Genomic DNA, 13,307 nt, shown 5'->3' on the forward strand with positions numbered 1-13,307 from the left:
CTCTAGTCTCCCTGAACAATAGGTGTTGGTTGAACAATATCTTCTATTACTTGGTAAAGGATGATTAACTTAACTTTACCATTCCCTGTTGTCTCGTGCAAAACTTTTTCACTTTTCACCTCACCTGTTTGACCTAGCTTCTCTTCTAATTCTTTTCTACCTATTTTAATCCCTGCTTGAACTGCTTCTTTATTTGTGTATTCTCGATTGATTTTTTCACTTTCACGTGTGATTTCCTTTTCATAGGAGAATGGCAGCTGGAAGTTTAAGAAATGAAGTGGATGTTCTTCTGTTTCTATTTTTGGCTGCTCAAAATCATCTTTTTTAAAGGAAAATCCCCAAAATGGTAGTGAACCTCCAAATGCGGAGAGCTTGTGCTTTGTCTTCATTTTACCCGTAAAGACGTCAAAAGATGTTCGAAGAGGGACAGAAACTTCAGAACGATACCATGTTTCACCATAGATTTTCGCTTTGGCTCCTACCGTTTTTTGTTGATCTTCACTGCCAATTAGTCCTGAGACGAGCATCTGCCCTTTTTTCACATGTTCATCGACCGCGGCTAGCGGCTCTCCTTTTTCTACATACATCCTCGTGATGACGGCCTTTTTCTTAGCAACGATGTGCTGAGGACTCGTATATTTCTCTTTTTCAGGCTCATTTTTTTCAACGACTTTCATTTGAAATGTCGTACCGTTTAATTCAACGCCGACCCATGTAATGCTTTTAATATTGGTTGTCAGGGATTTTTGAATTTTTTCAGGTGTCCCCATAAGAAACTGAAAACGGCCTTTTTGTACCCCAATGTCGTCTAAATGCTTTCTCATCTGATGCTCTGTCTCTGGGTTTGCACCTGTGATATCAATTTTCCACACCATGTTTGAAAGAGCCAATATCGTCACCAGAAAGAAAACAATCCCAAGGGTGAACCCAATATTCTTCCTTGACCACATAAGAAGAAATGGAAAACCCTTCTTTTGATGAAATGAACATTTCACCTTATGATGTCTACGTAATTTTCTAAAGGCATGTACATCTGATAAGCGAATAAATAAGCGCACGCTGTCCTGACGGCGGCTCACTTGAAAAATTGTGATCCCCTGTCTCGTGCACTCATTCATAAGCCGCTCAATGCCGTTTCCTTTGATCTCCACTTCCACTCTGCCAATAAAATAGGCAAACCATTTATTTTTCACGCTTCTCCCCTCCGTCAGTTAAGAATCAATGTAACGGACCTCATCGATTTTCCCTTCTAATAAGATCTCTTCTGGCAAAATCGTTTTAATCACAAAGTCTTTCCCTGAAATAATGCATTGTCCTTGTTTGAGCATAAGCCTTACCTCTTGATCACTGAAAAGTAAAAGCCCTTTATGGTTCTCTATGTAAATGTGGAGTCTGCCAACCATCGTAATACGGGGAAGATCCATCATCACGTCCGGAGGGATTTCAAGTGTTCTTGTCAGCCATGCTTTAAGTCGATTTTTTCTTTTTCCCATTCAATAAGAACCCCTTCCCACCTCATGTGTATGAGATCAAACTGAAAGATGGTGAGACTGATGAGAAAGTCTCTATATCATCCTATTCCTCAGCGGTTCATATCATGCTAATGAATCCCGTAAAACAGCCTGTTCATCGTTTACGCAAAAAAAGCCCCCTTTTACAAGGGAGCTTTCTTCTTACCTTTTATATGGCCGTTTCATCGTTCGATGCGGTTTTTTAGCGCGGGGCGCTCCAAACACTTCGCCAAGAAGCATGCCTTGAACAACAGTGTTTTGGTTGAGCTTATCAATGATGTGCGGCTTCATTTCCACAGCTGAGGCTTTCGGCCTTGTCAGCTGCCTTTCAAGCGATTGAAACTCTTTGTTTAACTCGCTTTTTCTTTCTTCCATTTCAGCAAGTGTATCCGTATAGCGATCTTGTAAGGACTGCGATGTGTTTTTCTTCATCCCGCCATGATCATGTACATCGCCAAAATCGTCTAGTTGGTCCGTCACGACGAGGTCTGGACTTTTTTGTTTTGTTTGCTGATTTTGGGGCATTGGCTTACGCTGAGGAGCCGACTTGTTTTGCTGGTTCTTTTGTTCATTCTCCTCTTGTTTGCCGATTTTCCCAAAGACAGCAGAGATGATACCGATGATAATCGCAATTAGTAGCGGATTTTCAAATAGAATGTCCAATGGGCTCCCTCCTTAAAGCGTGAGAGGATGCTTATTTGTTTTCATGATCAGATGGACCTTTTGTCATTTTACCAAATGAATCTCTCATATCCGTATCAGCATCGATATTCTTAATGTTCATGTAGTCCATGACGCCAATATTGCCTTCGCGTAGTGCTTCAGCCATTGCAAGTGGTACTTCAGCCTCTGCTTCTACTACTTTCGCGCGCATTTCTTCAACTTTCGCACGCATTTCTTGTTCTTGTGCAACAGCCATTGCGCGGCGTTCTTCCGCTTTAGCCTGTGCAATGTTTTTGTCTGCTTCTGCTTGGTCTGTTTGCAGAATAGCCCCAATGTTCTTACCGATATCAACATCTGCGATATCAATCGAGAGAATTTCAAACGCAGTACCTGAATCTAATCCTTTACCAAGAACCGTTTGAGAAATCATATCAGGATTTTCTAGAACCTTTTTATGATTATTTGATGAACCGATTGTAGAGACAATTCCTTCACCTACACGAGCAATGATTGTTTCTTCCCCTGCACCACCAACAAGTCGTTCGATGTTTGCGCGAACTGTAATACGTGCTTTTGCTTTCACTTCAATCCCGTCCATCGCAACACCTGAGATAAATGGTGTTTCAATCACTTTAGGGTTTACACTCATTTGTACAGCTTCAAGTACGTCACGGCCTGCTAGGTCGATCGCTGCACAGCGTGCAAAGTTCAATTCGATATTCGCACGTTGAGCCGCGATCAATGCATTCACAACACGGTCAACGTTACCACCTGCAAGGTAGTGGCTTTCTAACTGGTTAATCGTCACATCAAGACCTGCTTTATGTGCTTTGATGAGCGGGTTGACCACTCGGTTTGGAATTACTCGGCGAAGTCTCATTCCTACAAGTGTAAAAATGCTCACTCTTACGCCAGCCGCTAGGGCAGAAATCCACAGCATCACCGGTACAAAGGTGAAGAAGATCGATAGAACGATCAAACCTGCTGCGATAATCACAAATAATAGTAAAGTAGATGGATCCATTTTATTCCTCCTATAAAATCAGTATATCTATACTTTCCTCACGACAATGCGTGAGCCTTCCGCTTTGACAATTTTTACTTGTTCATCCTTGTCGATAAATGCACCTTCTGACACAACATCAATACGCTCATCTCCGAGTACAATCGTACCGGATGGACGAAGTGCTGTTGCAGTCAATGCAATTTGTCCAACAAGATCCTCTCTTGTTTCATTTGAGACATAACCACTTTCTTTATTGGTTGAATCGGTTAAAATGAACTTTTTAAAAAATTTCATACGTTTCCCCAACACCTTTGTCAATAAAATAACTGCTATGATTGAAACAGCAGTGGCAATCAAGATGGAAATCGCCATTTCTGTAAAGCTTCCAGCTGCTAAAAATAAGCTGACAACAACACAGATTAGTCCAATGGCACCTAAGATTCCCCCTGGCAAAAACAATTCCAGAATAATGAGTGCAATCCCTGCTAAAAACAGGAACAACGTCTCATATCCTGCAAAACCTGCCACGAGATGACCATAAAAGAATAGAAGAAGCGCTGTGACTCCCATGGTGCCTGGGACCCCAAAGCCGGGAGAATATAGCTCAACAATTAACCCTAAGCTTGCGATGGATAAAAGGATTGGAATGACGATTGGGTGCGTGAGAAAACGCGCAACCTTTTCAGCAAAGCTCACTTCATCGTATTGAACAGAAGTGTCTGCTAAGGTCAGCTTCTGAAGCAAGTCATCCAGATTTTTCGCTTCTCCTTCTGCATACCCGAATTGAAGCGCCCGGTCTGTGTTGAAGGTGAGCAATTCTCCTTTTGGTGCACCGGCTTCTTTTGCATCTATATCTACATCTGCCATCGCAAGAGCATACTTTGGATCACGCCCCTGCTTTTCGGCAGCATCACTCATTTCAGCAAGCCATAGAGATTCAGATTTTTGATCGGCAGCATTGCCTTCTCCATCAATGATCGCAGCAGCCCCCATCTTTCCGTTTGGGGTCATATAAATTTGGTCGGCATTTAATGCAAGGAAGGCCCCGGCTGAAAGCGCTCTATGATTGACAAACGCTGCCACAGGGATATCAGACGCACGAATGGTATCTGCAATTTCAAGCGCCGCATCAACTGCACCACCTGGTGTATTGATGTCGAGAATAATATGTTTCGCCCGTTCCGACTTTGCTTGCTCAAATGATCGTTCAATGAATTTAGATAGTCCCTTTTCTACTGTATCTTCAATTGGAATGACATGAACTTTCTGATCTGCTGATTTCGCGGTCAATTGAACCCCTAATAACAAGCATATTATAAAACAACTGAAGAGAGCAATAGAAATTTTTATTTTTTTCATCTATTTGGTGATCCCTCCTCTCTTTCTTTTATTTTACCGTTCCTTTACATACGTTACAAATGTATCATAGGTTTCATTTTTATATGACAGATTTATGGTGGTACAAAAAAAGTACCCTTCTAACAATAGAAGGATACTTTTTTATTGAGACAGCTGCTCGCTGACAAGTCTGTTAATGACAGCACCATCAGCTTTACCTTTTACTTTTGGCATAATAGCGCTCATCACTTTACCCATATCAGCCTTCGATGAAGCACCTGTTTCAGCGATCGTTTCTTTCACGACCGTTTGCAGTTCTTCTTCAGAAAGCTGTTCAGGTAAATAAACGTCTAAGATGTCAATCTCTTTTTGAACTTTATCTACTAAATCTAAGCGATTAGCTTTCGAAAATTCATGGAGGGAGTCTTTACGTTGCTTAATCTCACGAGAAAGAACGGTCAGTTCCTCATCGCCGGTCAAACTGTCTTTCTTAAGCTTAATTGCTTCATTTTGTAGTGAAGCCTTTACCATTCGAATGACAGCAAGCTTGTCTTTCTCACGGTTTTTCATCATCAGCTTCATATCAGAATTTAATTGCTCAAGAAGACTCATAAATCCACCCTCTTTTAAAATTTACGTTTTCTAGCAGCTTCGGACTTTTTCTTGCGCTTTACGCTAGGCTTTTCATAAAATTCACGCTTTCTTGCTTCTTGCAATGTTCCAGTTTTGGATACACTGCGTTTAAAGCGACGAAGAGCATCTTCAAGCGATTCGTTTTTTCTAACGACCGTTTTTGACATTCTCTTTCCCTCCCTCCGAATACACCAATCGACTGCATTAAAAAAAGATATACATGCAAACATGTACCTAGACATTATAATATAAGCCTAGTGTGAGGTCAACTAAGTGATTTGGAAATATATTTTCGTCATGAGCAGGTAGACAAGTCCATATATTTATTGGTAAGAGGAGGACTTTTCTATGATGGCGATCATTTATTTTTGTGCACTCATTTTCATTTTTTTATGGTCAATGGGTTTGCTGAGAAAAGGATTAATGGCACTGACATCGTCTCGTATTGAGAAATCGCTTCTTCTCTTTACAGATCACCCGGTGAAAGCATTCTTGGTCAGTATTGTGTTTACAGGCGTGCTTCAAAGCAGTTCGGCGTTTATGGTCATTGTCATCGGCTTTGTGAGTACAGGCATTCTGACTTTCAAAAAATCAATTCCAATGATCCTTGGGACCAATATCGGATCCACGTTCACGACAGAATTTATCGCGATTAAGATGGACGTGTTCATGTGGGTTTTAATTGCTACCGGTCTTGTATGTATCATTTTTGGTCAAAGGTCCTTCAGGCATGCAGGAAAAAGTCTATTTGGTCTTGGGATGATCTTTTTTTGCATTCAAGGCTTTTCAAAAATTGCAGGTATGATGACAAGTCAACCGGAAACGCTACGTTTTCTTGAAATGATGCAGCACTCAGATTGGACAGCTATTCTGTCGGGCACAATCCTCACTGCCATTGTTCATTCAAGCTCTGTATGCATTGGTATTTTAATGGGATTTATGAATGAAGGGACTGTGGCGTTGCAGGAGGGAATCAGCTTTGTATTAGGATCGAATGTTGGCACATGCATTACAGCTGTCATGGCTGCGATCTCGGGCGGATTGGCAGCACGTCAAACGGCTTATGCACATGTTGTATTTAATGTTCTTGGGGTTTTATTATGCCTGCCATTTCTCACACTCATAACGCAATTTGTCGCACTTTTAGCGAGCTCTCCAGCACAGCAGATCGCGCATTTCAGTCTATTGTTTAATGTCGCCAGCTCGTTATTGTTCTTCCCGTTCATCCGCCCCTTTCATGCAATCATTTTGTTCCTTTTACCAAATCAAACATAAAAGAAAACCGGCCCCCTAGTGGCAGCCGGTTCTTGTCTCTCTTATGATGTCATTCTCACTTCGTCTGGTTGAATGTCTTCACTCATACGGACGAACTGTCCTTCGTTATAAGGGTAGCCAGCTTTCGTGATTTTCACTTTCACCAATCGACCGATCATATCTTCTGATCCTTCAAAAACGACCTTCATATAGTTATCTGTATAACCAACATAAAGATTGTGTTCTCCATCTTTTTCTTTGAAGGATTCTTCAGGAATAATCTCTAGTACATCTCCTTCGTATGCTGACGCATATTCCTTCGCAAGCTGGTCAGAAAGAGCGATCAAGCGGTGAACGCGTTCGTTTTTCACATGTTCATCCACTTGATCTTCCATTCTTGCAGCCGGAGTACCTGTACGTTTGCTGTAAGGGAATACGTGCAGCTCAGAGAATTGATGGTCTTTGACAAAATTGTACGTTTCCAAAAACTCTTCTTCTGTTTCCCCAGGGAATCCAACGATGACATCAGAGGTCACAGCTAGGCCTGGCAATGCTTTTTTCAGCTTTGTTAAACGCTCTGCAAAGAATTCCATCGTATATTTACGGCGCATTCTTTTCAGCACAGTATTAGAGCCAGATTGAAGCGGAATGTGCAGGTGTCTGACAATTTTATCTGACTGATCCAGCACTTCAATCACTTCGTCTGTAATTTGACTTGCTTCAATTGATGAAATGCGGATTCGTTTTAAACCGATAACACGTTCATCTAATTCTTTTAGAAGCTTCGCGAAGTTATAATCCTTTAAGTCTTCACCGTATCCGCCTGTGTGAATACCAGTTAACACAATTTCTTTATAGCCGGCATCAACAAGCTGCTGTGCTTGATTGATAACCTCTTCAGGATCACGAGAACGAAGAAGTCCGCGAGCCCACGGAATGATGCAGAATGTGCAGAAATTGTTACAGCCTTCTTGGATTTTTAATGAAGCACGCGTTCTATCTGTAAAGGCAGGGACATCCAGCTCTTCAAACACCCGTGCTTTCATGATATTGCCAACCCCGTTAATAGGCTGTCTTTCTCTACGGTATTCTTCAATATAACCAAGCAATTTATGTCTGTCTTGTGTTCCAACCACAATATCAACGCCAGGGATCGCCATGATTTCTGCCGGAGACGTTTGCGCATAACAGCCTGTTACACAAATGACACCATCCGGGTTATGACGAATGGCTCTTCTAATGACTTGGCGGCTTTTCTTATCGCCTGTATTCGTGACCGTACATGTATTAATCACATATACGTCTGCTTTTGATTCATAATCTTTTCTTTCATAGCCAGCTTCTTTAAACAGCTGCCAGATCGCTTCTGTTTCATAGTGATTGACCTTACAGCCAAGTGTATGGAACGCTACTGTTCCCATCATGATTCACCTCTTAATAACTCTGTTTGATAAGATATAGCAGAAAGCGCGTATAGAGGAGCTGTTTCTGTTCTTAAAATGCGTGGTCCGAGCCCGCAAATGACTGCACCAAGCTTTTCAAGCTCTCCAATCTCCTTTTCTGCCAAACCGCCTTCAGGGCCAAAAACCACTAATAAGGTTTGTCCGCCTTTCATCTGTTGAAGCACAGTTTGAAATCGGCTTTGCTCTCCTTCTTTCGATGATTCTTCGTATGCAACGACACATTTATCGAATTCATCAGCCAGCTGTGTCAGCTCTTTAAACGTTGATACTGGATGGACACGGGGAATGATATTCCGGTAGGACTGCTCGGCTGCTTCCTTCGCAATTTTCTCCCAGCGCTCACGTTTTTTATGTGACTTTTTTTGGTCAAGCTTTGTAATAGAACGAGCCGCTTGAAACGGGACAAAAGCACTTGCGCCAAGCTCGGTCCCTTTTTGGATAATCAGCTCAAGCTTATCTCCTTTTGGCAGACCACTCGCTATCGTCACACTGATCGGAAGTTCTCTGTTCTGATTCGTCCAGCCTTCAAGGTGACAAATCACTTCTTCCTTTGTTATTGTATCAATTTTACTGAGCGCTTCAAAGCCGTCTGTCGTTAAGCAAAGGATTTCCTGCCCTGCTTTCATTCGCATGACATTTGAAAGGTGATGTACATCTTCACCTTTTATGACGCTGGCTCCCTTTGCCATCACTTCTTCTTTCGTGAGGTCGATAAAATATCGTTGCATACGTGTCCTGACACCTACTCGCTTTATTTTTTCGCTATAATGCTGACCCAATCTTCCATTGACAGCACTTCAACAATGTCAAAGCCAGCTTCTTCTAAAGCCGTTTTGACTTGTAATTTCTTTTGTCCGATGATGCCTGATGTAATGAAATAGCCATCTTTCTTTAATAAGTCATATGCTTGATCTGTAAAGCGTAAGATGACCTCTGCAAGAATGTTAGCAACGATCACATCACGTTCACCTGAAATACCATCAAGTAGATTGTTTTGTTTCACAGTCACTTGTTCACTAACACCATTTAATTCGATGTTTTGCTTCGCACTTTCAACCGCAACGGTATCGAGATCAAAGGCCTGAATGTCCTTTGCACCAAGCATCGCTGCTGCAACACTTAAAATGCCAGATCCTGTTCCAACATCAATCACCGTATCGTTTTCCTTCACATAGCGCTCAAGCGCCTGAATGCAAAGGACTGTCGTTGGATGCGTACCTGTTCCAAATGCCATTCCAGGATCCATTTCAATGATCAGTTCATCAGAATGAACAGGTGTATATTCTTCCCACGTTGGAACGATGGTGAATTTTTCAGAGATTTTCACAGGATGGTAGTATTTCTTCCATGCGGTTGCCCATTCTTCTTCATTTACTTCACAAATGGACAGCGTATTTCGTCCAAGATCAATATCGTATAGAAGAAGATTGTTGATGGCTTCTTTGATCTCATCTACCGTTTCCATCAAAAAGCTATTCATCGGAAGATAGGCTTTCACAATAACCCCTTCATCCGGATAATCATTCGGATCGAGCTGGTAGATCTCACCGTATACATTTTCACGTTCCTTGATTAAATCAAGCGGGTCCTCAATCACGACACCACTTGCACCTGCTTCATGCAAAATATTGGTGACTGGTTCCACCGCTTCATTTGTTGTATGGACGCTAATCTCTGACCACTTCAATACTACCAACTCCTTATCCGTCTTACTCGCCTTTAAATGCGCGTTTTACCTTATCGAAGAAGCTCATTTCTTGTTCGTCTGGTTTATTTCCGCTCACTTCAGCAAATTTTCTAATGATATCTTTTTGATTGTCAGTTAAATTCGTCGGTGTGACGACACGTACAACGATATGCTGATCGCCTTGGCCATAGCCGCGTACATTTTTCACACCTTTTCCTTTGAGTCTAAACTTTGTTCCAGTTTGAGTGCCTGCAGGAATTTTTAATTTTACTTTTCCGTGTAATGTCGGCACTTCAATTTCGTCGCCTAATGCAGCTTGCGCGAAGGTAAGCGGCATTTCGCAGTAAATGTCATCTCCGTCACGTTCGAAGAATTCATGCGCACGTACATGGAACACAACGAATAGATCGCCTGGAGGTCCTCCATTTATACCTGGTTCACCTTGACCAGATACTCTGAGCTGCTGACCATCATCAACACCTGCCGGAATCGTTACATTGATTTTCTTACGCTTACGCACTTTACCAGATCCACCGCATGTTGAACATTTGTGGTCAATTTGTTTTCCTGTTCCGCTACAGTAATTACATACTCTGCGGTTGACGACTTTACCAAATGGGGTTGATTGCTCGACATTTAATTGGCCAGAACCGCCGCAATGTGAACATGTCTTCGCTTGCGTCCCAGGCTTTGCCCCTGAGCCATGACATGTTTCACAAGATTCTTCACGAGGAATTTCAATGGTCGCTTCTTTTCCAAATGCCGCTTCTTCGAACGAAAGCGTCATTGTATATTGAAGGTCCGCCCCTTGACGCGGTGCATTTGGATCTCTTCTTCTGGCACCGCCGCCAAAAATACTAGAGAAGATGTCATCAAAGCCGCCGAAGCCGCCAAAGTCTCCCCCTCCACCAAAACCGCCGCCGCCAAAGCCTTGGTTTGGATCGGTATGACCGAATTGATCATAATGCGAACGTTTTTGATCATCAGAAAGGGTTTCATAGGCTTCTTTTACTTCTTTGAATTTCTCATCTGAGCCAGCTTCTTTATTAATATCAGGGTGATACTTTTTTGAAAGCTTGCGGTATGCCTTTTTGATTTCGTCCTTTGAGGCGCTCTTACCAACGCCAAGCACTTCATAGTAATCACGCTTACTCATCTCTTCACACTCCCGATTTTCTCACATAAATACGATTGTATCATTTTGATTTAACCTTTTTCAATTCCTTTTCATCGTTGAAAAGAAAAAAGTCAAAGCCAAGAGATCCTGACTTTGACTTTCTGACGAGTACGTTTCAGCAGTCTTTTTCAAAAGTAAAGGTGATTATTTTTTCTCTTGATCGTCGTTTACTTCTTCGTATTCTGCATCCACTACATTGTCATCTGCTTTTTGAGCACCTTCAGCGCCTTCTTGCTGAGCTTGTGCTTGTTTTGCAGCTTCTTCATAGAGCTTTGTCGTTAATTCTTGAACGATTGTTTGCAGCTCATCTTTTTTCGCTTTGATGTCTTCAAGCTCGCCTTTTTCGATCGCAGCTTTTAAAGCATCTTTCGCATCATTTGCTTTTTTGACTTGCTCTTCATCGATTTTGCCTTCTAGATCTTTTAATGTTTTTTCAGTTGTGAACACTAATTGATCTGCTTCATTGCGCACTTCGATTTCTTCTTTTTTCTTTGCATCTGCTTCAGCATTTTCTTCTGCTTCTTTGACCATTTTTTCGATCTCATCATCAGAAAGACCTGAAGAAGATTTGATTGTAATATTTTGTTCTTTTCCAGTACCCATATCTTTCGCACGTACGTTCACAATACCGTTTTTATCGATATCAAATGATACTTCGATTTGCGGTACGCCGCGTGGTGCTGGCGGGATATCAGTCAATTGGAAACGACCTAATGTTTTGTTATCTGCTGCCATAGGACGTTCACCTTGTAAAACGTGGATGTCTACAGCTGTTTGGTTGTCAGCAGCCGTTGAGAACACTTGAGATTTACTTGTTGGAATTGTTGTATTACGCTCAATCAGCTTCGTGAATACGCCGCCCATTGTTTCAATCCCTAAAGAAAGTGGTGTCACGTCAAGAAGAACAACGTCTTTCACATCTCCTGTGATCACTCCACCTTGAATTGCAGCACCAAGTGCAACAACTTCATCAGGGTTTACGCCTTTATGAGGCTCTTTACCTGTTTCTTTTTTGATCGCTTCTTGCACTGCAGGAATACGGGTTGATCCACCAACAAGGATGACTTTATCAATCTCGCTAGCAGATAAACCAGCATCTTTAAGTGATTGACGTACAGGTGTCATTGTACGCTCGACAAGCTCAGAAGATAGTTCTTCGAATTTAGCACGAGTTAACGTTAACTCAAGGTGAAGAGGTCCTGCATCTCCAGCTGTGATAAATGGCAGTGAAATTTGTGTAGATGATACACCAGAAAGATCTTTTTTCGCTTTTTCAGCAGCATCTTTTAAACGCTGAAGCGCCATTTTATCTTTAGAAAGATCAATGCCATTTTCTTTTTTGAATTCAGCCACTAGGTGGTCAATGATGACTTGGTCAAAATCATCTCCACCTAGACGGTTGTCCCCAGCAGTTGAGCGTACTTCAAAGACGCCGTCTCCAAGCTCAAGAATTGAAACGTCAAATGTACCGCCGCCAAGGTCGTATACAAGAATCGTTTGATCTTCTTCTGTTTTATCTAAACCATAAGCAAGTGCAGCTGCTGTTGGTTCGTTAATGATACGTTCTACTTCAAGACCAGCAATTTTCCCTGCATCTTTTGTTGCTTGACGTTCTGCATCATTGAAGTAAGCAGGAACTGTGATCACAGCTTTTGTTACTTCTTCGCCAAGATAGCCTTCAGCGTAAGATTTAAGATGTTGAAGAATGATTGCAGAGATTTCCTGCGGTGTATAGTTCTTGCCTTCAGCTTCTACTTTATAATCAGTACCCATATGTCTTTTCACAGACATGATTGTGTTAGGGTTTGTAATTGATTGACGTTTTGCTACTTCACCTACTTGGCGCTCTCCGTTTTTAAAAGCGACAACAGATGGTGTTGTACGTGCTCCTTCAGCGTTTGCAATAACTTTTGGCTCGCCGCCTTCAAGTACTGCAACACATGAGTTTGTTGTTCCTAAGTCAATCCCAATGATTTTACTCATATTCGATGACCTCCCATTATGTTATGTAGTTATTGATTTACTTTTACCATTGATGGACGAATGACTCGGTCTTTGAGTTTATAGCCCTTTTGCAATTCTTCTACAACGATATTTGAATCGAAGTTTTCATCTTCAACTTGCATGACGGCTTGATGAAGGTTTGGATCGAACTCTTTGCCGACAGCTTCAATTGGTTCAACGCCTTCATTTTTCAACGCTTCTACCAGCTGGCGGTAAACCATTTGCATTCCTTCTAACAAACTTTTCGTCTGCTCATTGTCTGGATCGATTCCAAGCGCTCTTTCAAAGTTGTCAAGAGCTGGGAGAAGATCGCTGACAACATGTTGAGAACGATATTTTTGCACGGTCTCCACTTCAGTTCGAGCACGGCGTTTATAGTTTTCAAAATCTGCTTGAACACGCAGAATTTTGTTTTCTTTTTCGTCTAGAAGCTGCTGCAATTCATCGATTTTCTCTTGGAAGGCAGACTGTTCATCATGCATTACTTCCTCAGTATCTGCTTGAACTGCTTCTTCTTGTGCTTCAACCTCTGCTTCTTGCTCAGGTGTCTGTTTTTCTTCTGACATTGTGT

The 13,307-nt window shown here is 41.9% G+C and carries 14 protein-coding genes; 1 reads left to right on the top strand and 13 read right to left on the bottom strand.

Annotated features, from left to right (window positions below; genetic code table 11):
- Positions 1–2 precede the first annotated feature (2 nt).
- The 7 genes from yqfD to rpsU form a co-directional block, all read right to left on the bottom strand.
- Positions 3–1,193 carry a sporulation protein YqfD gene (gene yqfD, locus ACYH0L_RS11470; protein ID WP_230030404.1) on the bottom strand — a complete coding sequence of 397 codons (1,191 nt, stop codon included), beginning with the start codon at positions 1,191–1,193 and terminating at the stop codon, positions 3–5.
- A gap of 18 nt (positions 1,194–1,211) precedes the next feature.
- On the bottom strand, positions 1,212–1,493 hold the full coding sequence (yqfC, locus tag ACYH0L_RS11475; protein ID WP_012010618.1) for a sporulation protein YqfC: 282 nt from the start codon (positions 1,491–1,493) through the stop codon (positions 1,212–1,214).
- Between the two features lie 180 nt (positions 1,494–1,673).
- The gene (locus ACYH0L_RS11480; RefSeq protein ID WP_099726604.1) at positions 1,674–2,174 is read right to left on the bottom strand and encodes a hypothetical protein; all 501 of its coding nucleotides are present in this window, start codon (positions 2,172–2,174) and stop codon (positions 1,674–1,676) included.
- Between the two features lie 31 nt (positions 2,175–2,205).
- Positions 2,206–3,198 (bottom strand): flotillin-like protein FloA, encoded by a 993-nt coding sequence (gene floA, locus ACYH0L_RS11485; RefSeq protein ID WP_099726603.1) that lies wholly within the window; start codon positions 3,196–3,198, stop codon positions 2,206–2,208.
- Between the two features lie 27 nt (positions 3,199–3,225).
- A complete protein-coding gene (locus ACYH0L_RS11490; protein WP_482354026.1) occupies positions 3,226–4,539 on the bottom strand; it encodes an NfeD family protein in 1,314 nt (437 codons plus the stop codon).
- A 141-nt stretch (positions 4,540–4,680) separates the two neighbouring features.
- Complete coding sequence (locus ACYH0L_RS11495; protein ID WP_249705052.1) at positions 4,681–5,130, bottom strand: GatB/YqeY domain-containing protein; 450 nt, start codon at positions 5,128–5,130, stop codon at positions 4,681–4,683.
- Positions 5,131–5,144: 14 nt separating this feature from the next.
- Entirely contained in the window at positions 5,145–5,318 is a 174-nt protein-coding gene (gene rpsU, locus ACYH0L_RS11500) for a 30S ribosomal protein S21 (protein WP_003152957.1), read from the bottom strand.
- Between the two features lie 181 nt (positions 5,319–5,499).
- Between rpsU and ACYH0L_RS11505 the strand changes: the two genes are divergently transcribed.
- On the top strand, positions 5,500–6,426 hold the full coding sequence (locus tag ACYH0L_RS11505; protein ID WP_249705051.1) for a Na/Pi symporter: 927 nt from the start codon (positions 5,500–5,502) through the stop codon (positions 6,424–6,426).
- 41 nt (positions 6,427–6,467) lie between these two features.
- Here ACYH0L_RS11505 and mtaB read toward each other — a convergent pair whose 3' ends face one another.
- The 6 genes from mtaB to grpE form a co-directional block, all read right to left on the bottom strand.
- Positions 6,468–7,826, bottom strand: coding sequence for a tRNA (N(6)-L-threonylcarbamoyladenosine(37)-C(2))-methylthiotransferase MtaB (gene mtaB, locus ACYH0L_RS11510; protein WP_230030550.1), 1,359 nt, complete (start codon positions 7,824–7,826; stop codon positions 6,468–6,470).
- On the bottom strand, positions 7,826–8,596 hold the full coding sequence (locus ACYH0L_RS11515; RefSeq protein ID WP_099726598.1) for a 16S rRNA (uracil(1498)-N(3))-methyltransferase: 771 nt from the start codon (positions 8,594–8,596) through the stop codon (positions 7,826–7,828). Before ACYH0L_RS11515 ends, mtaB begins: the two co-directional genes overlap by 1 nt.
- A 23-nt stretch (positions 8,597–8,619) precedes the next feature.
- Complete coding sequence (prmA, locus tag ACYH0L_RS11520; RefSeq protein ID WP_230030409.1) at positions 8,620–9,555, bottom strand: 50S ribosomal protein L11 methyltransferase; 936 nt, start codon at positions 9,553–9,555, stop codon at positions 8,620–8,622.
- 22 nt (positions 9,556–9,577) lie between these two features.
- Positions 9,578–10,711 carry a molecular chaperone DnaJ gene (gene dnaJ, locus ACYH0L_RS11525; RefSeq protein ID WP_099726596.1) on the bottom strand — a complete coding sequence of 378 codons (1,134 nt, stop codon included), beginning with the start codon at positions 10,709–10,711 and terminating at the stop codon, positions 9,578–9,580.
- 165 nt (positions 10,712–10,876) lie between these two features.
- Complete coding sequence (dnaK, locus tag ACYH0L_RS11530; RefSeq protein WP_230030410.1) at positions 10,877–12,715, bottom strand: molecular chaperone DnaK; 1,839 nt, start codon at positions 12,713–12,715, stop codon at positions 10,877–10,879.
- A 29-nt stretch (positions 12,716–12,744) separates the two neighbouring features.
- Positions 12,745–13,302, bottom strand: coding sequence for a nucleotide exchange factor GrpE (gene grpE, locus ACYH0L_RS11535; RefSeq protein WP_099726594.1), 558 nt, complete (start codon positions 13,300–13,302; stop codon positions 12,745–12,747).
- Between the last annotated feature and the right edge of the window lie 5 nt (positions 13,303–13,307).

This window comes from Bacillus sp. MC1252 (assembly GCF_056838025.1).

What these genes read in the sequence shown, in the direction of transcription:
- yqfC (WP_012010618.1), bottom strand. Translation starts at nt 1,493, where the DNA reads ATGGGAAAAAGAAAAAATCGACTTAAAGCATGGCTGACAAGAACACTT.
- floA (WP_099726603.1), bottom strand. Translation starts at nt 3,198, where the DNA reads ATGGATCCATCTACTTTACTATTATTTGTGATTATCGCAGCAGGTTTG.
- ACYH0L_RS11490 (WP_482354026.1), bottom strand. Translation starts at nt 4,539, where the DNA reads ATGAAAAAAATAAAAATTTCTATTGCTCTCTTCAGTTGTTTTATAATA.
- ACYH0L_RS11495 (WP_249705052.1), bottom strand. Translation starts at nt 5,130, where the DNA reads ATGAGTCTTCTTGAGCAATTAAATTCTGATATGAAGCTGATGATGAAA.
- rpsU (WP_003152957.1), bottom strand. Translation starts at nt 5,318, where the DNA reads ATGTCAAAAACGGTCGTTAGAAAAAACGAATCGCTTGAAGATGCTCTT.
- ACYH0L_RS11505 (WP_249705051.1), top strand. Translation starts at nt 5,500, where the DNA reads ATGATGGCGATCATTTATTTTTGTGCACTCATTTTCATTTTTTTATGG.
- mtaB (WP_230030550.1), bottom strand. Translation starts at nt 7,826, where the DNA reads ATGGGAACAGTAGCGTTCCATACACTTGGCTGTAAGGTCAATCACTAT.
- ACYH0L_RS11515 (WP_099726598.1), bottom strand. Translation starts at nt 8,596, where the DNA reads ATGCAACGATATTTTATCGACCTCACGAAAGAAGAAGTGATGGCAAAG.
- dnaJ (WP_099726596.1), bottom strand. Translation starts at nt 10,711, where the DNA reads ATGAGTAAGCGTGATTACTATGAAGTGCTTGGCGTTGGTAAGAGCGCC.
- dnaK (WP_230030410.1), bottom strand. Translation starts at nt 12,715, where the DNA reads ATGAGTAAAATCATTGGGATTGACTTAGGAACAACAAACTCATGTGTT.
- grpE (WP_099726594.1), bottom strand. Translation starts at nt 13,302, where the DNA reads ATGTCAGAAGAAAAACAGACACCTGAGCAAGAAGCAGAGGTTGAAGCA.